Source organism: Methylobacterium pseudosasicola (genome assembly GCF_900114535.1).
GTDB classification, from domain to species: Bacteria; Pseudomonadota; Alphaproteobacteria; order Rhizobiales; family Beijerinckiaceae; genus Methylobacterium; species Methylobacterium pseudosasicola.
The window spans coordinates 1-23,790 of record NZ_FOTK01000036.1; the positions used below are offsets into that span (position 1 = coordinate 1).

At 64.1% G+C, this 23,790-nt stretch carries 20 protein-coding genes and 1 pseudogene; 12 read left to right on the forward strand and 9 right to left on the reverse strand.

Annotation, left to right across the window (positions count from 1 at the left end; genetic code table 11):
* Positions 1 to 553 (forward strand): transposase (locus tag BM228_RS25590; protein ID WP_167367822.1); only part of this gene is annotated, 553 nt, incomplete at its 5' end.
* 84 nt (positions 554 to 637) lie between these two features.
* On the opposite strand, the gene BM228_RS34840 is transcribed toward BM228_RS25590, so the two are convergent.
* Positions 638 to 814, reverse strand: a complete 177-nt coding sequence (locus tag BM228_RS34840) for a hypothetical protein (protein ID WP_167367823.1) — start codon at positions 812 to 814, stop codon at positions 638 to 640.
* Between the two features lie 496 nt (positions 815 to 1,310).
* On the opposite strand from BM228_RS34840, the gene BM228_RS34045 reads away from it, so the two are divergent.
* From BM228_RS34045 to BM228_RS36150, 3 genes and pseudogenes are all read left to right on the forward strand, one after another.
* A complete protein-coding gene (locus BM228_RS34045) occupies positions 1,311 to 2,252 on the forward strand; it encodes a hypothetical protein (protein ID WP_139234196.1) in 942 nt (313 codons plus the stop codon).
* Positions 2,253 to 2,359: 107 nt separating this feature from the next.
* Complete coding sequence (locus BM228_RS25595) at positions 2,360 to 3,340, forward strand: hypothetical protein (RefSeq protein WP_139234197.1); 981 nt, start codon at positions 2,360 to 2,362, stop codon at positions 3,338 to 3,340.
* 160 nt (positions 3,341 to 3,500) lie between these two features.
* A pseudogene (locus BM228_RS36150) lies at positions 3,501 to 3,707 on the forward strand (IS701 family transposase); the annotation flags it as partial.
* Between the two features lie 41 nt (positions 3,708 to 3,748).
* Here BM228_RS36150 and BM228_RS25605 read toward each other — a convergent pair.
* A complete protein-coding gene (locus BM228_RS25605) occupies positions 3,749 to 5,098 on the reverse strand; it encodes an HlyD family type I secretion periplasmic adaptor subunit (protein WP_425284997.1) in 1,350 nt (449 codons plus the stop codon).
* Between the two features lie 5 nt (positions 5,099 to 5,103).
* On the reverse strand, positions 5,104 to 6,858 hold the full coding sequence (locus BM228_RS25610; protein WP_092045017.1) for a type I secretion system permease/ATPase: 1,755 nt from the start codon (positions 6,856 to 6,858) through the stop codon (positions 5,104 to 5,106).
* Positions 6,859 to 7,034: 176 nt separating this feature from the next.
* On the opposite strand from BM228_RS25610, the gene BM228_RS25615 reads away from it, so the two are divergent.
* The 5 genes from BM228_RS25615 (at position 7,035) to BM228_RS25635 (ending at position 15,081) form a co-directional block, all read left to right on the forward strand.
* Positions 7,035 to 7,421 carry a hypothetical protein gene (locus BM228_RS25615; RefSeq protein ID WP_092045019.1) on the forward strand — a complete coding sequence of 129 codons (387 nt, stop codon included), beginning with the start codon at positions 7,035 to 7,037 and terminating at the stop codon, positions 7,419 to 7,421.
* Between the two features lie 155 nt (positions 7,422 to 7,576).
* Entirely contained in the window at positions 7,577 to 9,739 is a 2,163-nt protein-coding gene (locus BM228_RS25620; RefSeq protein ID WP_167367824.1) for a CHASE2 domain-containing protein, read from the forward strand.
* A gap of 547 nt (positions 9,740 to 10,286) precedes the next feature.
* Positions 10,287 to 13,007, forward strand: a complete 2,721-nt coding sequence (locus tag BM228_RS25625; protein ID WP_208612100.1) for a VCBS domain-containing protein — start codon at positions 10,287 to 10,289, stop codon at positions 13,005 to 13,007.
* A 125-nt stretch (positions 13,008 to 13,132) separates the two neighbouring features.
* Positions 13,133 to 13,492: a DUF3307 domain-containing protein gene (locus BM228_RS25630; RefSeq protein ID WP_050735516.1), complete on the forward strand. Its 360-nt coding sequence runs from the start codon at positions 13,133 to 13,135 to the stop codon at positions 13,490 to 13,492.
* A gap of 359 nt (positions 13,493 to 13,851) precedes the next feature.
* On the forward strand, positions 13,852 to 15,081 hold the full coding sequence (locus BM228_RS25635; RefSeq protein WP_092045024.1) for an EAL domain-containing protein: 1,230 nt from the start codon (positions 13,852 to 13,854) through the stop codon (positions 15,079 to 15,081).
* 47 nt (positions 15,082 to 15,128) lie between these two features.
* On the opposite strand, the gene BM228_RS34050 is transcribed toward BM228_RS25635, so the two are convergent.
* The gene (locus BM228_RS34050; protein ID WP_139234198.1) at positions 15,129 to 15,338 is read right to left on the reverse strand and encodes a hypothetical protein; all 210 of its coding nucleotides are present in this window, start codon (positions 15,336 to 15,338) and stop codon (positions 15,129 to 15,131) included.
* Between the two features lie 329 nt (positions 15,339 to 15,667).
* On the opposite strand from BM228_RS34050, the gene BM228_RS25640 reads away from it, so the two are divergent.
* The 3 genes from BM228_RS25640 (at position 15,668) to BM228_RS25650 (ending at position 17,165) form a co-directional block, all read left to right on the forward strand.
* Positions 15,668 to 15,937, forward strand: a complete 270-nt coding sequence (locus BM228_RS25640; RefSeq protein WP_092045026.1) for a hypothetical protein — start codon at positions 15,668 to 15,670, stop codon at positions 15,935 to 15,937.
* Positions 15,938 to 15,948: 11 nt separating this feature from the next.
* On the forward strand, positions 15,949 to 16,212 hold the full coding sequence (locus tag BM228_RS25645) for a hypothetical protein (RefSeq protein WP_244537310.1): 264 nt from the start codon (positions 15,949 to 15,951) through the stop codon (positions 16,210 to 16,212).
* A 455-nt stretch (positions 16,213 to 16,667) separates the two neighbouring features.
* Positions 16,668 to 17,165 carry a Ros/MucR family transcriptional regulator gene (locus BM228_RS25650; protein WP_092045029.1) on the forward strand — a complete coding sequence of 166 codons (498 nt, stop codon included), beginning with the start codon at positions 16,668 to 16,670 and terminating at the stop codon, positions 17,163 to 17,165.
* A 221-nt stretch (positions 17,166 to 17,386) separates the two neighbouring features.
* Here BM228_RS25650 and BM228_RS34055 read toward each other — a convergent pair whose 3' ends face one another.
* The 5 genes from BM228_RS34055 to BM228_RS25670 form a co-directional block, all read right to left on the reverse strand.
* Positions 17,387 to 17,707, reverse strand: a complete 321-nt coding sequence (locus tag BM228_RS34055; RefSeq protein WP_139234199.1) for a hypothetical protein — start codon at positions 17,705 to 17,707, stop codon at positions 17,387 to 17,389.
* A gap of 17 nt (positions 17,708 to 17,724) precedes the next feature.
* Positions 17,725 to 19,314, reverse strand: a complete 1,590-nt coding sequence (locus BM228_RS25655) for a flagellin (protein ID WP_092045031.1) — start codon at positions 19,312 to 19,314, stop codon at positions 17,725 to 17,727.
* 2 nt (positions 19,315 to 19,316) lie between these two features.
* Complete coding sequence (flgK, locus tag BM228_RS25660; RefSeq protein ID WP_092045032.1) at positions 19,317 to 21,275, reverse strand: flagellar hook-associated protein FlgK; 1,959 nt, start codon at positions 21,273 to 21,275, stop codon at positions 19,317 to 19,319.
* 37 nt (positions 21,276 to 21,312) lie between these two features.
* Positions 21,313 to 22,572, reverse strand: a complete 1,260-nt coding sequence (locus tag BM228_RS25665; RefSeq protein WP_092045034.1) for a flagellar hook protein FlgE — start codon at positions 22,570 to 22,572, stop codon at positions 21,313 to 21,315.
* Positions 22,573 to 23,114: 542 nt separating this feature from the next.
* Positions 23,115 to 23,519, reverse strand: a complete 405-nt coding sequence (locus BM228_RS25670) for a response regulator (RefSeq protein WP_092045035.1) — start codon at positions 23,517 to 23,519, stop codon at positions 23,115 to 23,117.
* Between the last annotated feature and the right edge of the window lie 271 nt (positions 23,520 to 23,790).

Sequence of the window (23,790 nt, forward strand, 5' to 3'; positions counted from 1 at the left end):
TATCGGCTTTGCCGGCACCTCGAAGCAGGTGCATCGCTGGTTGTCCGAGCGGCGCGCAGGCCTGGCCGGAACGACTATCCGGTCGTCGCCAGCACCGACCGACACCCGTGTTCTGACCTCCACCGCATCACCCCTGGCCTCATCCAAGCAGCTGTCCTGGTATCTCCTGCGGGAGCCCGAAGACCTCGGCCCTGAGGCGGCCGCGGTCGTCTCGCGTGTCCTGCAGGATACCGAGGCGGCCAAGGTGGTCGATCTCGGCCGCCGGTTCTGCCGGATCGTCCGGAGCCACTGTGGCCAGCAGCCGTCAGGAAAATCAGATGTCACGGCGTTCGATCAATGGCTGGGCGAAGCGCAAACCTGCGGTGTCCGGATCGTCGAGAGCTTCGCTGCTAGCCTCAGCCAGGATAGAGATGCTGTTCGGTCCGCACTGACACTGCCTTGGAGCAGTGGACAAGCCGAAGGCCAGATCACGCGTCTCAAGCTCTTGAAGCGCGCCATGTACGGTCGCGCCAATCTCGACCTCCTACGACGACGGGTCCTCCTCGCAGCCTGATCCACCAAACTTGGCGAAGAGCCAGTTTGCTGGGTCAGGGGCACGCCATGGATCGTCCTCAGAGCTGCGCGGGATCGGATCGACTCAGGCGGCTGCGGCGATCGGGGCCTGGATCCGCAGCCTACCGATCACCGCACCGTCGGTCGACCGACGGACCTCGACCGTGTGGACGGCCTCGGGTGCCCGCGGCAGCTTCAGGTCGAAGGCGTGGCAGCCGTCGCCGATGCCGGCGGCCTTCAGGTCGGCGCGAGGGCGCGGCACCCGCACCGTTCATGCCCAAACATCAGCCGGGGCGAAACGGAAGGATGACTGGCGGATCACGTCCAGCGTTTTGCAGGTACCTGCTTCGTGCGGCCCCAGGCGCGACTGAACTTCGGCGTATGGCCCGCAAACGACCGCTTCGACGAATGGTCGCGGCGTGGCTTCTGTCGCTACCGCGACGCGCCCGCGCAGATCCGTGGACAAGCAGGAAAACATTCGGACCTCCTTCTTGGAAAGCCACGCGTCGAATTATTGGCGTCCTACCCGTTGAGATCTCGAACACCTCAACACGGTCGGACCCCGCTTCCGCTGCAGTTGAGGTCCCGGATGATGCTTGCAGGATTCGATGCAGCACACGAAGGGTGAAGACGGCTCCTCGACCAGAAAATCGGGACGTGGTGGAGCTCCCCAATCCCGCGCACCCAAATTGGGTGCGCTTTGCGAAGGTCGGCCGTAACCTTGCTGTGTCCCGGAAGGGGACGTCGAGAGCTATAAGATGTCGATCGTCGCACCGAACGAACCGCCCGCCGCTTTTACACCGGACGCCTGGGCCCTGGCGATCATACGCAACCGGGACGTGAAGAGATCAGCCGAGCATGTCGCCTGGTTGCTTTCGTCGGATGTCGCATTCTCGACTGAGGGGTGCACAGCTGATGACGCCGATATCGGCACTCGGCTCTGTCTGGCTCCCATTAGCATCAGAAACGCGCTTATAATTTTGCGCGCGTGCGGCTTCATCACGTGGTCGTTCTGCAAAGTCGACGGCGCTCGCGTTCGTACGATCCGCCCCGCTTTTCCCCAGTCGGAAACCGGTCTTACTGGGACCAAGCCTCTGGATGACGCTCCGGCCCCGATAGCTGTCGCCGCGCCTTCGCCTGTCGGGGACACGCCTCGGCGTCGACCTCGTCGATCCTATACGGCCGTCTGCCTGATGCCTGAACCGCTATCGAACCAGACGGACGTGCCCGCCTCGCCTGATCACATCGCCCTGGAAATCACCTGCACTCTCGCGGATCGCACCCAGAATGGATGCGATGCAGATCCGTCCCCCGGGGAACCTGAACCGAACGAAGATGCCGCCGACAGCACGATCGGATACGAGATCTTGCGTGTGTTTCCTGATCCGCCGTCGTCGAATGGCACCCACGATGGGTGCGATGCCGGGGTGGTTCCGCAAATGACGACCCTGCGTGGATCGAGGAAGCGCTACGACCGAAGCGTTCCTCTTTGGGTGCAGGCCACCGATGTCCAGCATGCCCGCGCCGCGTTCCATGCCGAGCGCCTGCCCTGGGATCCTCGTTGCGAGCACGATAGCTGCAGGTCGCCGTGGATCGCCTCGATCTGCGCTGAATCCGGGGCCGTGTTCTGCGCCCAGCATTCCGGGTACGCGGACCTTCCGGTTGCGCTCGCGCGGTTTGGTCTCGATCGGCGGCGGTAGCCGAGCGTTTTTCGTCATCTCCTGCCAGCTTCGTCCAGGGCGGATCTGAGACGTCCGCCATTGCTGGCAGCCGTTACTGCCAGTCGCAGTAACGTGGGGGTGCCCAAATGATCGGTGAAAACCAGACCCGTACACCGGAGACGGAACGTGATTTTCTCAAACGCGCCGATAATCTGGCCAGGACGGCGGCGGTGGAGCTCGGCCTGACAGGCGAGTACACTCCGTTCGATAAGGTCGTCGAATGGTTTCAAGGTTCGGATTTGAGGTGGAAGCCGTCGACGATCCGGGTGTATCGAGCCGCCATCCGTTGTGCTTTGGAGAACGCCTGCAAAAACCCGGATGCCTACGAGGAGGCAAGCGCGGCTCTGGCACGATTGAACGCCGAACCGGCGCGTCCCATGCCTGCCAAGGGCGCGAAACGCAGAACGAGTGCGCGGAAGCGGAAGTCGGCTAGCATCGCCGAGATGAGGGAGATCTCTAAAGTGTTGCTGCAATCGCAGCACCGGTATGCTCGTCTAGCCAGCCACATGCTTTGTCTCGGTACCGAACTCGGCCTGCGTCCGACTGAATGGTCGACCGCTCGCCTGGAGGGAACTACCTTGGTGGTGACGAACGCCAAGGCCACCAATTCGCGTGCGAACGGCGAGGTCCGCCACCTCGACTTGAGCGATCTCACGCCCAATCTCGCCACCATGGTCAAAGAGCTGCTCGCGATGATCGAGGCGGCTCTGGAGATCAGCACTTGGGTCAAGATCGCCGCGGGCATCCGGCATTTGTGCTCGTGGGCATCCGCGAAAGCGGCCAAGGCGGTGCCGTCGTTGCGGGGGGCGAAGATCAGCCCCTATACGACCCGCCACATCGCCGCTGCACGCGCCAAGGTTGTGATGGATGAGGCCGGCGTCGCCGCGTTTCTCGGACACAACTCGACGCGAACCGCTCAATCCCACTACGCCCGCAAGCGCACAGCGACGGGGTGGGCACCTACGAGGGTCGGAGTCGATCCCTCTCAAGTTAAGACGGTCCGACGGACGTACCGGGCAAGGGGCGAGAAGCTCACATCCGCCTCACCCAAGCCGCCCGAGATCTGACGCGAGCGACACCGGCCCGGACAGATCGATGCCATAGCAGCCTTGCGATATTTCAAGCTCAGGGCGAAGCGATCCTCCCAGTCTCTCCCCGGATCTCGCAGACCGGCCATCGATCTGGCGCCGCAACGCTTCCTACGAGCGTCGCGGCGCCAGATCTCTTCTCGCTGGCAGCGCATACAAGTCGCTACGGCTGTTGGCCGGCTCCGAGCGGATCGGGTGGTCCGCGAGCCGAAGCGGTGGGCGATCCCGGACCCAGGCGTCCGCAGCCGTGCTCGATCGCGGACACAGGGATGCAGACGTCCTGCGCGAAGCGGTGCAGGACCATGCGCTGGAGACCCCAGCTGACCCGGACGCGGTTCCGGTTCTCTCCAGGCCGCGAGATGGGGTAACTTCGTTGGCGTCCGTTCCCTAGCGTTCGCGCCATGCCTTGGCGATTTGATCCGAGAGCGGTTTGATCAGGTAGCTCAGCGCCGAGCGCTCGCCGCTTTGGATATAGGCGTCCGCCGGCATCCCGGGTACGAGCCGCACCCCGCCCAGGCGTGCCAGATCGGCCGCGGTGAGGGCGATGCGTACCGTGTAGAAGCTCGCGCCTGTCTTGGCATCCTGGCTGATATCGGCGGAAACGCGGGTGAGCTCGCCGTCGATCTCCGGGGTTGTACGCGCGTTGAAAGCGGGAAAGCGAACCAGGACCCGCTGACCGAGATGGACGCTGTCGATGTCATGGGGCTGGATGCGGGCTTCGACCAGCAGCCGATCGGCGTCGGGAACGATCAACATGGCGGGCTCGCTCGGCGTCACCAAGCCGCCGACCGTATGGACACTCATCTGGTGCACGGTTCCGTCCTGCGGTGCCCGCAGCTCGATGCGTTTGAGCAGATCCTCGGCGGCGACGCGCTTCTCGACGAGTTCCGACCATTTCGCCCGGATCTCGCCCAGATCCTTGCCGACCTCGGTACGCATGTCACCGTCGATCTGTAGGATCTGCAACTCGGTCTCGGCGATCCGCCCGCGGGCCGACGCGGTGGAGGCCGTGAGCTGGCCCCGCTCCCCTTCCAAGCGTGTCGCGTCCCGTTCAAGCGCCGTGACGCGGGACAGGGGGACGAGATTCTTTGCGTAGAGGTTGCGAACGCCTGCAAGCTCGTCCTTGATAAGCGCGATCTCACGCGTCTTGGCGGCGGCCTGCTCGATCAGCCCAGCGATCTCTTCCTGGAGCTGATTGACGCGCTCCCGCATCTGAGCGCGTTGCCCTTCGCGGCCGGCCAAGCGGGCCTTGTACAACCGCGTCTCACCCTCGAGCAGATGGGCGACATCAGGTTCGCTCGCCGCCCGCGCGGCGATGCCGGGCGGGATGGCGAGCGACAGCGCGCCGTCGCGTTCGGCTTCGTCGCGCGCCCGACGCACCGTGAGCTCGTCCAACGCCTTGAGCACGATATCCAGGTTGGCGCGTGTCTGCGTTTCGTCGAGGCGCACGAGCACGTCGCCGGCCTTCACGTGCGAGCCGTCCTGGACATAGAGCGCGCCGACGACCCCACCGGTCGGGTGCTGGACCTTCTTCACATCCGTTTCGACCACCACTTGGCCCGGCGCGATCACCGCGCCAGCGATCTGAGTGACGGAAGCCCAGCCGCCGATCCCGAGGACGAGAGCCAGCGACAGACCGATGCCGAGGAGAAGATGGGCCCGGATCGAGCGGGCGGTGACGTCGACCGGTTCGGGTGGTGCCCCGAGATAGATCTCGGGTGCGAGGATGGATCCCAAGCTCATCAAGCGACCTCCCGGAGCGGAGTTGTCTCGTCGGGAGCCGGACCCTGATGCAAGACGCGCGCGAGCACTTGATCCTTGGGCCCGAACGCCCGTACGCGTCCGTCGGCTACCGCGAGCACCATGTCGACGCCGGCCAGCGCTGAGGGGCGATGGGCGACGACGATGCAGATTCCGCCGCGCAGGCGCACCCCGAGGATGGCGCGGGTCAGCGCGAGCTCTCCCTCGGCGTCGAGATTGGCGTTGGGTTCGTCGAGGACCACCAGAAACGGGTCGCGGTAAAGCGCCCGCGCCAAGCCGATGCGCTGGCGTTGTCCAGCCGACAGACCCGCCCCCCCCTCCCCGAGCGCGGTATCGTAGCCGCGCGGGAGGCGTAGAATCAGCTCGTGGACACCGCCTGCACGCGCGGCAGCGACCACCGCCTCTGGCGGCGCATCCGGCTCGAACCGGGCTATGTTCTCGGCGATCGTACCTGCAAACAACGCGACCTCTTGAGAGAGATAGCCGAGGTGCTGCCCGAGGCTCGCGCTCGTCCATTGATCCAGACTCGCACCGTCGAGCCGGACGGCTCCGCGCATCGGCGGCCAGACGCCGACGAGGGCCCGTGCCAGCGACGACTTGCCGGACGCGGACGGACCGATGATGCCCAAGCCCTGTCCCGCCCCCACAGAAAAGGTCGCGCCTTGGATCACACAGCGCCCGTTGCCGGGCAGTACGAGGCTCACGTCCTCGACGGACAGGCTGGCCGCTGGGGCGGGTAGACGGTGCGGAAGAGCCTCCGGGGGAACGCGGGCCAATCCGGCGGCGAGCCGTCCCCAGGCTTGCCGAGCCGCGACGAAGCCCTTCCAGTTGGCGATCGTGAGTTCTGCCGGGGCCAGCGCTCGTGAAACGAGGATCGAGGCGGCGACGATGATCCCGCCGGTCGCCTCTCCGCGGATGACGAGCCAAGCGCCGATCGCCAGAACGCCCGATTGCAGGGCCGTGCGAAGCGTCCGTGCGAAATTGCTGAGGAGGCCGGTCGTATCGGAGGTCGCCAGCACCGTATCGCCGTAATCCCTATTGGCGGAGCACCACCGGACTATGAGACGCTCCCGCATTCCGAGCGCGGCCACAGCTTCAGCGTTTCTCCGCGCGGCTTCGGCGAGTCCGAGGCGGGTGGCACCGTGCGCGGTCGAGGCCCGGAGAGGATCGCGGGTCACGTGCTCCGACAGCACGGCGATGGCGGCGAGGGCCGCACTCATCGCCAGCGCTGCAGCGCCGATCAGGGGATGGAACAGGAAACAGATGGCGAGGTACACCGGTATCCACGGGAGATCGAACAGGGCGCCGGGACCCGATCCGCTCAAGAAGGCACGCAGCGTATCGAGATCGCGCAGCGGCAGGAGGCCTTCCCCGAGTGTCGACGCGTCCGTTGGGGCCGCGCCCGGCGGTGACCTGAGGGGCGCGCGGAGAATGAGTTCGAGGATGCGCCGCCCCAGAGCTTGATCGAGCAACGCACCGGTCCGAGCCAGGATGCGGCCGCGCAGGATCTCCAACCCGCCCTGGAACGCATAGAGGAGCAAGGCGAGCGCGATCAGACCGACCAGTGTCGGCAGCGAACGGCTCGGCAGCACCCGATCGTAGACTTCCAACATGAAGAAGGAGCCGGTCAGCATGAGCAGATTGATGAGACCGCTCAGCAGCGCGACGCCGAGGAAGCCCGCGCGACAGCGCCTGAGCGCTCCGGAGACTTCACAGGCGACATGCGATTTAGACACCGGCCCACCTCGAAATTCGGCCCGCCGACGACCCTCGCCGACGCCTCCCGGTGGTGAGTAACAAAGATCAAGGGACTATTAACCGTGTTGTGAAAATCCGGGTTTAGGGACGGGATATGGTCCCCTCGCGATGAACCGGCTCCATGTTCCGTATTTCACTCCCACGAGCGACGGCTTTGCTGACCGTGCTCGCGCTCACCGCGTTCCTCGGGAACGAGAACGGGTGGTGCGCCAGTGCAATCGAGCGCGGAGATATCACGGAGGCGAACAGAGCCGCTCAGGCGCGGATGGATGCGTTCCAGGCGCGCCAGCAGGTTTCAGCTGAGCGGATCATCCGCTCGATCTGCATCGGTTGCCTGCCCGTCGTTCACGTCAGCATTCCACCGACGGTCGATCGCTCGGGTGCCGGGGTCGGCGCAGAGGCCGCGACGGCGACATCCGACGCCGCCAAGCCTCGCAAGCATCCCCGACAGATGGCCGCCGGCTCACAGCATCGGCGCATCGGACTGCGGTCCCTGCAACGGATCCTACTCGCCGGCCTGATCGTCCCGGACGAGGACTAAGGCGGTCGTGCGCTTCGGATGATCCTCGCCCATTCAGGCGAATGATCACTCCGCCTGGGCCAAACGATCCCATATCATCGACGGTGCCAGGGATGCCGCAACGACTCTTTTCCAAAGTTCGCCTCTCGCCGGGTGGAGGACTCGGGATCCGGCGGATGTCGCCGGTGCTCGCCGCGCTGGCGGTGACGTTCGCCGTACTTGGAGCACGCGCCGCCTATCCGACCCCGTTTCTCCGGTTGCAGGCGTTGGCCTTCGACACGCTCCAGCGGGGGGCCGGTCGCCTGCTCTCCGATGGCGGCCGGGACGACGTCGTCGTGATCGACATCGATGACGCGTCGCTGGCTCAGATCGGTCAATGGCCGTGGCCGCGCGATACCGTGGCGGGCCTGATCGAGATCCTGCAGGACAGCGACGCCCGTGCGATCGGGCTCGACATCGTCTTCTCGGAGGCCGATCGCACCTCCCCCCGTCGCCTCGCGGCGGACTGGACCTCCCGGCTCGGTCTAGCCGTGGTGTGGTCCGACGGCGCGACCGGTCCGCTGCCGGACAACGACGACGTTCTGGCGCGTGTGTTCGCCCGCGGTCGCGTCGTTGCCGGCTTCGGTCTGATCCGGGACCCGAACGGAGCCGGGCGACCGAAGGCTGGTGGCCTCCTCCGTCAGGACGCGGCCCAACTCGAGGCGCTCCCGCCGTATCGCGGTGCGATCCGGAATCTGCCGGCGCTCGAGCAGGCGGCCGCCGATCAGGGGAGCTTCATGGTCGCCGGGGAGACCGACGAGATCATCCGGCGCATGCCGCTCGTCCTGAAGCTGGAGGATGCGCCGATACCCTCGCTGGTGTTGTCCGTCCTTCGCCTCGCCCACGCGCAACCGACCGCAGTCCTGTTGAGGGGCGTGCGATCCACCGGCATGACCGGGGCGATCGTCGGCTATGATCTCGAGTTCGCGGGCCGGAGGATCCCGTTGGAAGTCGACGGCTCGATGCGACTGCGCTTTTCCGAGCGGGGCGAGCGCTCGACCGTGTCGGCCGCGCAGGTCCTTGCAGCGAGGCACGATCCGGAAAAGCGCGAGGCGCTGCGCCAGCGGATCGCCGGACGGATCGTCCTCGTCGGGGCGAGCGCTCTTGGTCTGGTCGATCGGCGTGCGACCCCGTTCGACGGCTTCGAACCGGGCGTGAACATCCACGCCGGTGCCATCGAGCAGATCATGCGCGGAGACATTCTGGTTCGTCCGTACTGGGCGGGGTCGGTCGAGACGTTCCTCGCGGTCGCGGTCGCTGTGGCGGCGGCGACCCTCGTCGCCGTCACACGCCTGCGCTGGCCCGTCGGTCTGCTCGCCGCGGCGTTCGCGGCGACGGTCGGCCTAGTCTGGACCGGGTATCGATGCGGCGTGCTCATCGATGCGAGCCTGTTGCTGGGGCTGCCTCCCCTGGCTTTCGTGATCGCCGCACTGACCCGTCACTACGTCGCGGAGCGCGAGGCACGCGCGTTGCGGACGGCCTTCAAACAATACTTGTCCCCCGCCCTCGTGGAGACCCTGGCGCGCGACCCCTCCGGGCTCCGACTGGGTGGGGAGGAGCGGGAGATGACGTTCCTGTTCACCGACGTCGAAGGGTTCACGAGCTTTACCGAGCGCTCCGAGCCGTCCGAACTGGTGGGAGCCCTGAACGCGTATCTCGACGGTGTGTGTGCAGTCGCCTTTCGTCACGGTGGCACGATCGACAAGATCGTGGGCGACGCCGTCCACGTGATGTTCAACGCGCCGCTCGATCAACCCGACCACGCGTCCCGGGCGGTCGCGTGCGCCCTCGAGATCGATGCGTTCGCCCGTGGCTTCGCGGCGCAGCACCCGAGCGGCTTCGGCGTGACGCGGATCGGCGTGAACACCGGCCCGGCGGTGGTGGGCAACTTCGGGGGCGCTCGCCGCTTCGACTACACGGCCCATGGGGATGCCATCAATACGGCGGCACGGCTGGAAGCGATCAACAAGCGCTTCGGCACGTCGATCTGCGTCTCTCAAGCGACCGTCGAGCGAACCGGTGAGGTCACCGGCATGCGCTTCCGCGCGGTCGGCGGGATCATCCTGGAGGGCAAGGCTGCGGCGACCGAGATCTATACCGTGGTCGTCCCGACCGCTGCGAATACCGCCCATTTCGATCGGTACGATGCTGCGTTCGAGGCGCTCGCACGCCGGGATCCCGATGCATCCGACCAGATGCGCCGCGTCCACGCCGACGATCCCCAGGATCCGCTGGCGGCGTTCCACGCCGGCCGGTTGGACGCCGGCGACAGCGACTTGGTCCTGAACCGAGCGGCTTGAATCGGGCCGGAATCCCGAAGACCTGCCTCGAGATTCGCCTGCGCCGTCACCGGATCCTTAAGCAGCGCAAGGCAGAGTGCCATGCGGCGGCCATTCCCGTCGCCGAAGTTCCGAGGCGTCGATGCTGCCGACACACGATCCGACCGATCTATCCCGATCGTCCGGAGCCTTCGGTCTGGTCGGCGTCGTCGAGCACCCCGCTGGCGGCGGTTCGGACATCGTGGTCGATGCCGAACTCCTGTTTCAAGGGCACTATGCGCGTGCCCAATCGGATCTCGTCGTGTCCGACTCACACCACCGCGTCGTGATCCACGACTACTTCGACGCCACCACTCGTCCCGTGTTGCGCTCTCCGGACGGCGCTCTGCTCCCGGACGCGCTGATCGCCTCCCTCGTCGGCGCCCAAGAGGCTCGGGTGGTCGCCGAGAACGCCCCGGAGGCACCGCGGGCGATCGGCCGGGTCGAGAGTGCCAGCGGCGGCGCCTCCGCGCTGCGCAACGGCGTCACGGTTGCGCTGCACCCGGGCGACCCGATCTTCAAGGGCGATGTGGTCCGGACGGATGACGGCGGCCAGCTGGGGCTCATCTTCGTCGATGGGACCGCGTTCAACCTCGACGGCGAATCCCGGATGGTCGTCGATGGCATGAACTTCCAGCCTGGTGCGACCGGAAACAACGCCCTGTTCAGCCTCGTCCAGGGCATCATCACCTTCGTCGCCGGTCAGACCGCGAAGTCGGGCGACATGAAGGTCGCCACCCCGTCCGCCACGATGGGCATTCGCGGGACGGCGGTGCACGTCGAGATCGCCAGCGATCATGGGGCGGTCAAGTTCTCGGTCATGACGGAGCCCGACGGGCATACCGGACGCTACGACGTCTTCGACCGCGACGATCCCAATCACGTTCTGTTCACCGTCTCGGATCCCGCCATGGTGACAACTGTGACCCCGAACGGGCAGGGTCAGATCGCTATCAACAGCGCCGCGAAGACCGCGGTCGAGACCGATCACGAAACCGGGTTTCTGAAAGGCGTCTTCGCGACCGTCGCGAGCGGGGTCCAGAACCCCGTCGTCACCGCGCCGAGCCCGACCTCGACCCCGACCCACACCCCGGCCGCAGGGTCGTCGAGTCCCCCGAACCTCGTCGCGCCCCCGACGACCACGCCGCTTCCGGCCGCGCCCGCACCGCAGGGATCGCCCGGCGACCATTCTCAAGCCGCGCCTCCGACTGCAACACCTGTCCTCGCTTCCGCGGACGCGCAGAGCGCGAGGGCCCAGGATGCGGCTGTTCCAACAAGCGTCACGACCCTGCAAGAAGCCACGATACATTCGACGGCCGCCGTCGTTCAGGTACCGATGCAATCGACGCCCGAGCCCCATGCCTCCACGCACGCCGGTGTTCCCGGCGCCGGCAATGAAGCGGTCGGGTCTTCACAGATCGAGCCTCCGGCGGCGGTCGTTCCCGCCCTGGAGCGGGCGCCGCTCGCGGTCCCAGAGTCGCAAGCGGTCGTCCAAGTTCGATCCGTGATACAACCGCTGCCGGTGGAGGCTCACACCCCCTCCCCCGGCCCGACACCATCGTCGAACGGCGACGCGGTCCCGTCGGGGGCTGCCACGTCGGTCGTGGGGTCGGAGCCATCCGATCCGTCCGTCACCGGTTCGGTGCCGGTGGGGACGGCTGGCGGCTCGGGTCTCGGATCATCGGTCCCAGCCCCGATCCCCGATCATCCGCTCTCCGTGGCCGACGTCACGGGCGCGGTGACAGCCGCCGCGCGGTTGAGCGCCGATACTGCGCACGGCCTTCTGGCCAACGTCCCGGGGGCCTCGGTGGCTTCAGTCGGCCTCGTCGGCGGGGCCATCGTGGCGATGGCGTCGGGTTCGCTGACCCTCGCCGGCCAGTACGGCACCCTGACGGTGTTGGGCGACGGCAGCTATAGCTATCGCGCCGATCACGCCGCCGCGTTGGCGGCCGGCGGGACCGGGCTCGACAGCTTCGCCTACACGGCCCGAGATCCGCTCGAGCACACCGCTACGTCCACGCTCGTCCTGACCGTGACCGGGGTGAACGATGCCCCGGTGTTCGACGGGGTGGCGACGCCCGGAGCCTCCTTGAGCCTGAAGACCCCGACGGGATCCGGGGTCGAGCACGCCTCGGGCAGCCTGCACTTCACCGACCCCGACCTCACGGATCGTCCCACGGCCTCGGTCTTGGCGCAGACGATCAGCGCGCTCGATGCCTCGGGCCACGCCCTGAACCTCACCGCGGCGCAAACCGCGGTGCTGGAGCATGCTTTCAGTATCGGGGCGTCCGGCCCGATCGCGAATGCGGGTTCGGTCACTTGGAGCTACGATCTCGCGGACGCGGCGTTCGCCTTCCTCGGCGCCGGCCAGACGGCCGTTGTGACCTCGACGATCGGGGTCGACGACCACCATGGCGGCGTCGCCACCCAGGATGTGGTCATCCAATTGGCCGGGGCTGCGGCGCCCGCATCGCCGGCTCCGTTCGCCCTGGCCGACATCGGCGGTGTCGCCCAGGGGGGAGCCATCACGGTGGATGCGCAGCACGGTGTTCTTGCCAACGATACGGGCAACGGCTCCAATGCAAGCCTACACGTGATCTCCGTCGCGAGCATGAATACCGGGCTAGCGGTCCCCGTAACTGGTCCCCTCGCTATTCCCGTGGTGGGCGATTACGGCATCCTGACGTTGTCCGCCGACGGCAGCTATAGTTATCACGCCTATTCGGGGGCGCTGCCTTCAGACACCGTCGCACAGGACGTCTTCAACTACCTCGTCAGCGACCAGCAGGGGCGCAGTTCGAGCGCCAGCCTGACGATCACCGTCGGTAATCCGAGTATGACTTACGTGAACGCGACAGGGATGAATGACGGGCCCGGCCAAATCTTGTCCGGATCGAACGGTCCGACGGTGCTGGACGGGGGCAACGGCGACGATCACCTCACTGCGGGCAACGGGCCGACCGCGCTGATCGGCGGGCCCGGTGATGATGACATGACCGGCGGTGCAGGGCCTGACACCTTCGTGTTCAGCGGACAGTTCGGGCATGATACCGTCCACGGCTTCGATGTCGTCAAAGACGTCCTCCAGTTCGACCACACCGTATTCAACTCCGTCAGCGCCGTCTTGGCGGCGGCCCACGATGGTGTCGGCGGCGTCGTCATCACCGACCTCCTCGGTCACAGCCTCACCCTTCTGAATGTCACGAAGCAGGCGCTGACGGCGCATGCTGGGGATCTCCACATCGTCTGATCGCGTCCGCGACGAATCTGCGACGATTAGGGGCTTCTTGACCATCTTCGTACACAGCTTGGCACCTCGATCCCCCGGGGCGCCAAGCTGTGCGACTGTTTGAGACCGACAGCTCCGTGCTGACGATGGGCGCCCTCCTGATCGCGATGGCGGCCAAGCATTTCGTCGCCGATTTTTTGGTCCAAACCGAATGGATGGCGCGTGGCAAGGAGCGGCTGGGTGGCTGGGGGCTCCCGCTGGCGGCTCATGCCGGGGTACACGCACTCGGCACCTTGGCGGTTGTAGCGATCTTCAAACCAAGCTTATGGTGGTTGAGCGGGATCGATTTGATCGTCCACTGGCTGGTCGACCGCGGTAAGACGCTCTGCGCACATCGATTTCAGTTCTCGATTACGGACGCGCGGTTCTGGTGGCTGATCGGCTTCGATCAATTCCTGCACCAGGCTACAAATATCGGCCTGTCGTTAGTGATGGTGACCCTGTAACCCCCTCGTTCGAGCGGTGCCCGGGCGCGGGGGGAACCGGTTCTTAACGGCATGCCTTCCGTCCGGCAGAGGGCGCGTCGACGCTCCGGCGATATTTAGGTTTGCTCGACCTGCGCTAAGATCATCTGCGGGGGCATAAGCCCGAACATATAGCTCTGCCTCACCGGCACGCCCGACTTGATTTCGTGCATGGCGCCCGCGTGTGAAAGCAACCGAATACTACAGCCTGCCGCCGGCTGCGGATGTCGACATCGATCGGCAACAAGGCGTCCTCAAATCGCGCCGTAGGATGGTTCCTTTAGAGGTTTCTGTGAGGCTTTCCGCGCCCAAGCTTGGTCGATCTCTAGCCGCGAGTCATCGTGCCCGTCGTGTCACCGCCGTCATTGCATCGCGTGCACCTCTGCGCCGGTGTCACACTTTTCAGCGAGGGAGACGCGGGCGATGCCGCCTACCTCATTGAGGAGGGGCGCCTGGAAATTCTCGCGACGCGCTCGGGCGGCGATCTCGTATTGGCGTGCCGCGGGCCGGGCGAGGTCGTCGGCGAGATGGCAATCCTCGATGGTGGAAAGCGCTCGGCCACCGTCCGGGCGCTGGCAGACAGCGTCTTGATCGTCATCACGCGCGAGCAACTGGCGCGGCGAATTTCCGGAACGGACCCCATCCTCCGCATGTGCTTGAGCGTCGTACTCGAGCGCTACCGGGCAACGGTCGCACGGCTTGAGGGCGCCGGCGGTCGACCGGCCGCTCCACCTTCATCCGAGACACACAACCCATCTCTATACTTTCGCGAAGCCATCGAAACGCTGCGGCTCGAGCAAGAAATTCAGTCCGGCATAGATCGGGCTGAGTTCTTCATGGTGTTTCAACCGATCGTGAGGCTTGAGACAGGCCATACCGTCGGGTTCGAAGCGCTGATGCGATGGCAGCATCCGGAAAGAGGCTTGCTCCCGCCTTCGCAATTCATCCCGGTGGCGGAATCGTCGGGACTGATATCCCGACTGACCCTGGTTGCCTTGAAGATCGTCGCCGAGCTGATCCCTCGTTTGCCAGATTGCAATGGGCGCGACGGGCCTGGGCCTGGGAAGCTGTTTCTGAATCTAAATATCGCCGCACAGGATCTTTTTGAGGGCGACTTTCTCGATTTGGTCGAGAGTTTGGTCCGGGGTGGGAGATTTGAAACCAGCTCGCTACGCTTTGAGGTTACGGAGAGCGGCCTGATAAAAGACCCCGATCGTTCAATCGCAACGCTCCACAAGCTCCGTGAGTACGGATTTGGTCTCGCTATCGATGATTTTGGGACGGGATATTCCTCGTTGAATTATCTAAGCACGCTGCCTGCCACGGCTATCAAGATCGATCGCGGCTTCGTCCGATCGATGATGGACGATCCCAAAAGCTTTAAGATCATACAGATGATCGTTCGACTTGCCGACGAGCTTGGACTACCGGTCGTGGCGGAGGGCATCGAGCGGCCGGAGCAGGCCGTGGCGCTGAACGGAATGGGATGCGTGTATGGGCAGGGCTACCTTTACGGTAGGCCCATGCAGTTTATGGAGGCTTTGAGTTCGGTTGTAGATCTGCCTCGGTAAAATCCTGATTTATTTTTAAAAATCTCATTTTCTGAGCTTGGCCGGTTTCAGACACGGATATCGACGACCCGCCGCTGTCCGCCGACAGGTCCTTTATCGGCGTGATCCTGCAGCCCGGTCACGATCGATCGAGATATTTCGATCAGAACCCACTGAGGTTCGTGTCGACACTCGAGCGCTGCAGCGGCGCGCGCCGATTGAATGATCTCTGTGGTGCGCACGACGCCGACCGTGTTGATCGAGGCGGTGATGGTCATGGCTCCGGCCTACTCGGACGAAAGGGGACCATGCGACCCATGAGGGGCGCATTTATCGAATTCGATCAATTCGATGGATCTGCTGGGAGTCGTGGCTGCACAGCCCGTTGGTCTGCAGCATCGGCAGAAATCAATCCAACAGCGCCGCCAAGGTCACGCTTTATCCGCGAGTGATGTATGCGCGCGGGGTTGACTGGCCAGCTGGAACAAGCTGCGCGAATGGCCGGAGGAGGCGAGCCAGGGCGGCGCTCCGACCATCTGGAAGCGAAGGTCGATTTCCAAGGTCGGACGCCGACGCATCACCCGACAGGCTGGCCGAGTTCGCTGGGTTGGCGACCGCGCTGGTCGAACGCATGCTCGAACAGCACGTCGCGGACATGATGATTCAGCCGAAGCGATCCTATATGCTCGTCACAGCCACCCAGATGCTCCAGGCCAACGGTGTAGTATGGCCGCCTTCGGTGGAGTTGGTTCTGACGGAAATCGTTCAGCGCGCTGAGCAGCCCGAGGCGGCTTCGGAGCGTATCACGGCGACGTCCGGCGGCGATGATGTCGTGGTGCACATGAGCCAGTTCCTCGGCGACGTTAAGCGACCCTGATGGAGACGGCCGTGGACGACGAGGAACGCGACTTCGAGCACTCCACTCTATCAGGTTCGTTCACCCGCGACGGTGAGACGGTGGACGTGGAGATCTTTCGGTTCGCGGGTACGCAGGATCCTTGGCAGTTGGCTGTCGTCCACATGTCCAGCGGTACCACCGCGTGGCGGGAGCTTTTCGCGACCGAGCAGGACGCCTACCGCGCCTTCCTCGAAGCCGTAGAAAGGGACGGTCTCGCATCGTTTGGTGCTGTCGTCAGCGGGGTACTGCACTGATCCCATCCGAAGCTTCGTGATGGATGTGCGCGCCTGGAACGAGTTCTACACGGCTACATCGGGACGATTCAGGCAATCCGTTGGGCAGCCCGCTCACCTGCCGATGAGTTCCTGCGCGAAGATATCGACCAGACCGCTGTTGTATGCCGAGAGCGAGACGGCGGTTTCGTCGGTCGTCATGACGATCAGCTGTCTGCGTGTCGACGCCGCTGAAGTTGCCACCTTTTCGAGCCGCTGCAGACCATCGACTCCCTGCCGACCATGATCAAATGACGAAGAATGTTTTTGGCGATAGCATCGGCCGCGTTTTCAAGCGTCGCAACCATACATCGGCTTTGCCTCGCGTCCTTGGAAAAAAGTGTGGCGAGCTCCCGATCGTATTGATTTTTGTCCATCGCCGGCACAATGTGCGAACTCTTTAAGCATAGGTACATGACGTGGACGAAAATTTGGAAATGATCGAGCGTGGGGTCACGGACTATATCGAGCTGACAGCGGGCGTCGTTTCCGCCTATGTTTCGAACAACCACCTGCAGCCTAGCGAAATCGCGACCTTGATCGCCAGCACGCACGCCGCGCTCACGGGGCTCGGTCAAGGCAGCGCGCCCGAGGCTCCGGCGGTCGAGAGGCTCACCCCTGCACAGATCCGGAAATCGATCACCCCCGACGCGCTGATCAGCTTCGTCGACGGCAAGCCGTACAAGACGCTGAAGCGCCACCTCAGCGGCAACGGCATGACGATTGAGCAGTACCGGGAGCGCTACGGTCTGCCGCGCGACTACCCGTCTACGGCTGCCAGCTACTCCGAGCAGCGCTCGGCTCTCGCTAGAAGCCTCGGTCTCGGTCAGCAGCGGAAGAAGGCCGCCCCGAAGGTTGCTGAGACCGCGGCGGCTACCGTCCTGGAGAAGCCAAAGCGGGCCGGTCGCCCGCGCAAGGCCAAGGAAACCGCTTGACGCCTGAGGTCTGACAAGGGGCTGCCCGTCGCCGTTGCCCTTTCTCTAGCCTATCGCAGCGGTGGAGCGCTCATGCGCTCCTGTTTGCGAGCGCGCCAGTCGCCGTGTTCTCTACGTTCACGTGTAGCCGGCGCGTCGCTTCGATCATCGCCTGGTGAGCGTCTGCACTGTTGCGGGCTCTGGTGAGCTGGCCTCTGAATGGAGTGTCTCAGCGAATTTGACTAGGCGCTGCACTCTTCGACGAGGAAAGGAAATTTGGCTCTAATCTCCTCGTCGAAACTACCCCAGATATAGACCTTGCCTAGATTTGCATCCACGACGGCAAGCCTATCTTTATCTTTATTCATAGTGCAATTTTCAACTAATCTTTTCATAAATATCTGAGCTGTCTCGGGCGTGTGAACGAAATAGATCGACCCGTTGGGGCTAATTTGATCCATCCGCCGTCCTTTTGTGATCTCTTTTCTGAGAATGCTCTCTCTAGATTTATATGACTTTGCATCCGAACGATTCAGCTCGCAGTGCACGATGAGAATGGTCATTGCTCAGCAAGTCTCAGCTAACTGATATAATTCACCAGTGATAATTTCGAGAGCGAAGAGGTGATTTGATAACTGGCTTGCAAGCGGTTTTGTACATCGAGCAGCTTAGCCACGACCTCCTCGGTCGGGGCTTGCTCGATCCCGTCGAGAGTGTTTTGCAAGCTGTTCTTGGTCGCCGCATTCGTGGTGCTGGCGTTCGACAGCCGTGTCGAGGCAATGCTGAGCTGGGTGACGGTGTCCTGAATGCTAGGATCGGATTGATCGGACGACGATAACAGCGCGCCCGCGCGGTCGTTGACCGTCTGGTAGGTAGCGCCGGTGTTGGCATCGCTCGTCGTGGGCAGCGCGAAGGCCATGGTCGCCAGGCCGGCGAGCACATTCTGGATGGTCGGGTCGTTGGCGCGCGCGCCGGTGCCGACCTTGCCGGTGGCACTGACCTGGACCGATTGCGTGTCGAGCGCAGGGGTTGGCACGGCCGGCGTCTTTGTGGTGTCGTACGTGTTCTCACCTTGGTACCAAAGTACCGTCGTGTTCGGATCAGGGGGCGCGTAACCCACCGGCGTCGTCCCAACATATTGGACACGCTGGGGTATCACTCCCTTCCCCGTCAGCCCTCCGTTCACGGATCCGCTGAAGAATTGCGTTGCGGCGTCGGCTGTTGCGTCCACCGCCAGCGTGCTGCTGGCGGCGCCCTTCAAGGCGTTGTCGAGGGTTTTTGACAGATTGGTCATCGTGTCGGCGATGCTGGCGCCGATGGCGAAGCTGGTCGTCGAGCTGGAATCCGCGCTGTTGGCGGCGGTCAAGGTCACGGTGGCAGAGGTGCCGTCGGGCGTCTTCACCGAAAAGCTTATGCTATCGCCGGCGGTCGGCTGAGCTGCTAAGCTCACATTGAGAGACGCGGGATTGGTTCCCGTGATGGTGGCGTTGAGCGCCGCGCCAGTTTTCGTCGGGGTGCCGGTCAGGGTGAAGCCGAACAGGCGTGGGATTGTAGCGCTCGCTTCCTCGGTGAACTTGACGGAGGTGGCGCTAGAAGACTTTGCCAGACGGCCGTTGCCGTCCGTCCCCAGCTGCGCCTCGACCCGCTCCTTGATGACCTCTGAGAGGCCATCGAGCGGTTTGCCCTCGGCGTCAGTCGATCCGTTAAGGATCGTGTCCGCGTCGAGCACCGGCTGGGTGGTGGTATCGCGGCCGCCGAACAGGTAATTGCCCGCGGCAGACTGGTTGAGCGTGTCGAGCGCCGTTTGCAGGTTGGCGAGCGCGAGCGACCGTCCGGCCGTGGAGTTGACCGCGACACTCTGAAGGCCGTTGTTCAGCGCTGCCCGAGCACTGGTCCCGAGGGTCGCAACCTGGGTCAGGCTGGTGACCGCGAGGTTCGTCCGGGTCTGGGCGGCGGTGATGCCAGTTGCGTAGCCGTCGAGCGCACTCAGGGTCCCCTGGGCGGCGAGCGCCGTGGAGCGCCCGGTGCCGAGCCCGCCATAGGTCTGCGAGACTTTGCCGCTGGAGAGCTGGTTCGACAGGTCGTTCAGCTGGTTCTTCAGCGTCAAGAGCTGCGCGGTGTTCCGGTTGGCGACGTACGAACCGGCCGCGAAAGGGGAGATCGTCGTCATGGTCAGACCTGTAGCAGCTGGTTGAGCATGTCGCGGGCGGCCGTCAGGATCCGCGCGTTGGCGCCGTAGGCCGTCTGCAGGGCGATCAGATTCGACATTTCCTGGTCGATATTGACCCCGGCCCCAGCCGAGAACCGGCTCTGCGCGGTGGAGAGGGCGGTCTGCTGGGTGTCGTTGAGCGCCGCGGCGTTCGAGGATGCGGCGCCCTGCGAGGCGATGACGTCCTGGGCGAAGCCGACGACGCTCGACCGGTAGGGCGCGGAAACGCCGCCGATGCCGCTCGACGACGAGAAGGTCTGCTGGTTGGACGTCAGTGCCGTGTAGATTTTGCTGGCACGGTCTCCTGAAGCGGTAGAGTCGGTCGCGCTCGACCTCGTGAGGGCAGCGGTGTTGCCAACGAGGTTCGGATTGATCGAGATCCGCTGCGCGAAGCCGGTGAGCTGCGAATTGTCGTCGAGTGAGCCGGTGTAGAGTCGAGCAACAGGTGGCGGCGAGGTAGAGAGGTCAGTGAATAGGGCGATCTGCGGGTAGCCCGTCGAGGTGTCCGTTGTCGAAATCGGCAAAGTTACATTTGCCTGAGCGGTTAAGACGGAAGTGTCAGTTGTTGTGCTTTTAATTTCAAGCGCCGCTCCGCTGGCGAGTGCGGCAGCACTGAAGTTGCTGTTTGTGCTCTTGGTAACAGAGAGGGCCGGAAGTGTCGGATTGTTTGTTTTTAGCTTATCGAGCGCGGCTTCAATGACAGAGGCATAGCTGTCTGGGCCGCCCTTGATGCTGAAGGCTGCGACAAACGCGGTGCCGTCAGCGGTCTGGTCTGCAGCTATATCCGGCGGCGGCGAGGCATCCGAGGCCACGAGGATGATGTTTCTCGGGACATTGTTGATGTCTGTAACGGAAATCGTGAGGGTGTTGCCAGCCATTAATCCGGCGCCTGGCTTATTGCTCGTCGCGGGAATTGCGCCGCTGAGGTCAATTGAGGCCACGCCGCTGGTCATCGCAGCGGTCCGAGAGGAATCGGTCAAGGAACTGGCGAGCCCCCCAGCGAGATCGTCGAGTTGGCGCTGGGCCTGCGGCAGGGTCTGGTCGCGCAGCTCGATCCCGGCCGCGAGGCTTCCCGACCGGATGGCTCCGGGTTCTCCAAGATCGATCTTGCCGCCGCCCGGCAGCGTGGCCGTGATCGTGCCGACCGTCCGCTTGGTCGGATCCGCCGCGTAGCTCGAATTGGCGCTCAGCGTCCCGTGGCCGTCGAAGCTCAGCACTGCCGCGTTGCCGCGGTCGACCAGGGTCACGCCGGACTGGGTCAGCACGGAGACGGTCCCGTCGCGCTGCGCGACGGTCTGGACGTCCATGTAGTTCGAGAGCGTGTTGATCACCTGGTCGCGCTGGTCCTGGAGATCGGCCAGGGACGACGCGTCGGTGGTGTTCTGGATCTTGGCGTTGAGCTTGGCGACGTTGGACAGCAGGGTGCTGGCCGATTGCGTGTCGGTGCCGAGCTGCGCCTCGACCCCGGTGCGCAGGTTCTGCACCGAGGCGGCGGCGCCGTTGATCTGGCTGGCCAGCGCCGAGGCGTTGCTCAGCACGGTGGTGCGAGCCGCCGCCGAGGTCGGGTTGGCGGCAAGCTCCTGGAGCGATTCCGTGAAGGTGTTCAGCGTGCCGTCGAGCGCCGCCGCGCTGCCGGGCACGCCGTAGAGCGCGTCGAGCTGGGACGCGATGCCGGCCTTGGTGCTGGTATAGGCCGCCCCCGAGGTCTCGAGCCGCAGCTGCTTCAAGGCGGCGGCGTCGAAACTGCGGGTGATGGTGCCTGAGGCAACACCGAGATTGTTGGTCCCGGTGGCGACTGGCGTCAACGTGCGCTTGACGTAGCCGGCGGTGCCCGCATTGGCGACGTTCTGCGAGACGAGGTTGATCGCCGCCTGCGTGGCCGCAAGCCCGGCGGTCGCGTTGGAGAGTGCATTCAGCGACATATCGGTGCCTCCTCAGCGATCCGCCGGAAAAACACGACTAGCGGATCACGTTGAGCAGATCGGACATCATCGTCTGGGCCGTCGACATGACCCGGGTGTTCGCAGAGTAGGCCTGCTGGGTCACGATCATCTTGGAGAACTCCGTCGCAATGTCGGTGTTCGACTGCTCGTTGCTGGCGCCCGTGATCGTGCTGTCATTGAGGCCAGCCAAGGGCGGGCCGGAATCGGCGGTCTGGAGGTAGTTGCCTTTCGAGTCAGCCCTCAGCCCGTCGGGGTTGGCGAACTGAGCGATCCCAACCGTGGCGATCGGCACGACTGCGCCATTCGAAAACGTGCCGTTGATTTTGCCATCGGCGCCGACGGCGACACTCGTGAGGGTGCCTGAGTTATTGCCGTTTTGACTGAGCGTGTTGGTCGTGACAGCCCCTGTGGTGTCAGCGTACTGAGTCAGACCCCCAGAAATATCCAAAGCCAGACCTGTAAAGGTGTAGCCCCCGATCTTCGGATTGCCCAAATCAACGTTCCCGCTCGCAGGGCTAGTAAGCTTGCCTGTCGAATCAAATGAGAATTTGGTGGCTACAGGTTGCCAATTTGCGGTTCCGTTCGTGCCGGCATCATATGAGAGAGTCCAGCTTGAGCTGCTCGGATCTGTGCTCGCGTCCTTCGACCACCGCATGTTGACTGTCACGGGCGCCCCGGTAGCCGTATAAGCTGTGATGGACGGGCCAAGGATGCTGTTTGGGGGCACAGTCGTGGCGCTGGTATCAGGCGTCGCCGGAAGATTGGCCGCGTACTTGATCGTGGTTGTCGCCTGAGCCGGAAGTGTCGCGTTGCCGACGTTGACGAGGCCTGTGCTGGTCGTCTGGCCCGTGATCGGATCGACGTTGGTACCCGTCAAGTACCCGCCTGCTCCGTTCACCAAGTAACCGTCCTTGTCCTGCGCGAAATCGCCCCGACGAGTGTAGGCGTTGGTGCCGCTGAACGTGGATTGGCCGTTCGCGTCTCCGGTCTTCTGCACCACCGTGAAGAAGCCCGTCCCGCTGATCGACATATTGGTCGGGATCGTCGACGATACGACGTTTCCGGCGATCGTGTTGGTGAGCTGCGACTGAGCCAGGACGGAGCCGGCGACCTCGCGCTTCGGTGTGGTCTCGGACATCAGATCGACGAAGCTGGTGTCGACCCGCTTGAAGCCGGTCGTCTGCGAGTTCGCGATGTTCCCGGAGATATTGCTGATGGCGTAGGACTGCGCCTGGAGGCCGGACACCGAAGTCTGGAGGGCAGAAAAAAGATCCATGGCGATCCTCACTCAACATTCGTCGACTGCTAAGCAAGCGACAGTCCAATAAAAAATCTAAATTTGATGAGATACTTAGGCGGTTCCGTCGCGGTGCGGGGACGGCTTGCCGGGAAATACCTGCCGGACGCCGGCAAAATCTGCCTAGGCAAATCGACGAAGAGCAGGCTTAGATACCTGCCAATCACTTCCGTCTGTCAGATGGACGCGGTCGATCGCAGAGCTGCATCTGGACGAGGAGCCCAACCAAGCCCGCTGCGAGGCGGAGTTGGCCTGCGTAGCCGAGTGGCTGAGCTGGGTGCGGGTGGATGCATCAATGCGGGCGCCACCGGCCGATCAATCGTTCGAACGCAGAAGGCCCTCCCCGGTATGTCGACGGGAGGGGCCTTTACGCGACAGTGCGAACGAGACCTCGAAACCAGGAGGGCCTTCGGCTGCGCCGCAAGCGTTCTGGCCTCGAGCGCGGTCGCTGTCAGGATCTCAGAGCATACGATCACTGACGGGTCGAGAGCAGATTTGTGCAGGGTCGCGAATAAATGCGCCTAAGCCGTGCCATCCGGTCGAGCATTGCCACACACCGTGACGATCGTCTCGCGCAATTTCGAGGGCGTGAACGGCTTGATCAGACAAGCGTTCACACCGGCCCGGCGCGCCGCCGGGAAGCAATCGGCCTGCGCCTGCGTCGTCATCATCACGAACGGTGTCTCGCACAAGGACGGATCGGTGCGCACGTGGCGCAACAGCTCGTACCCGGTCATGGGCAGCATGTTCCAGTCGGAGAGCACTAAGCCATAGCGGCGCTGGCGCAGGAACTGGAGGGCCGCCGTGCCATCGGACGCCGCATCGATGTCGCGAAAACCGAGCTGACCGAGCACGGCGTGCACAACCTCGATGATCATCGGCACATCGTCGACCAGGAGGACGGGCGGAAAGCCGGAATAGGGCATGAACTCTCCAGGCGAATGCGCGCTTTCGATATCGCGCGCTGACCCGGCGCACCGCCGTCCGTATAGGGACCATTGTGGTCGGCAAGTCTTGTGAAAGTCTGTACGAGGCACTGCCGGCTTCCGATCCTGGATGGGGTGACCACCGTCTGAGCCGACTTTGATCCCTTCGCGGTAATGGGCCACGTCGCGAATGCGAGGGAACGCAGCGATCCAGGCAGTGCTCGTCGCATCCTCAATCGAAGTTGATTCCGAGACGGCAGCCGGGCGAGCT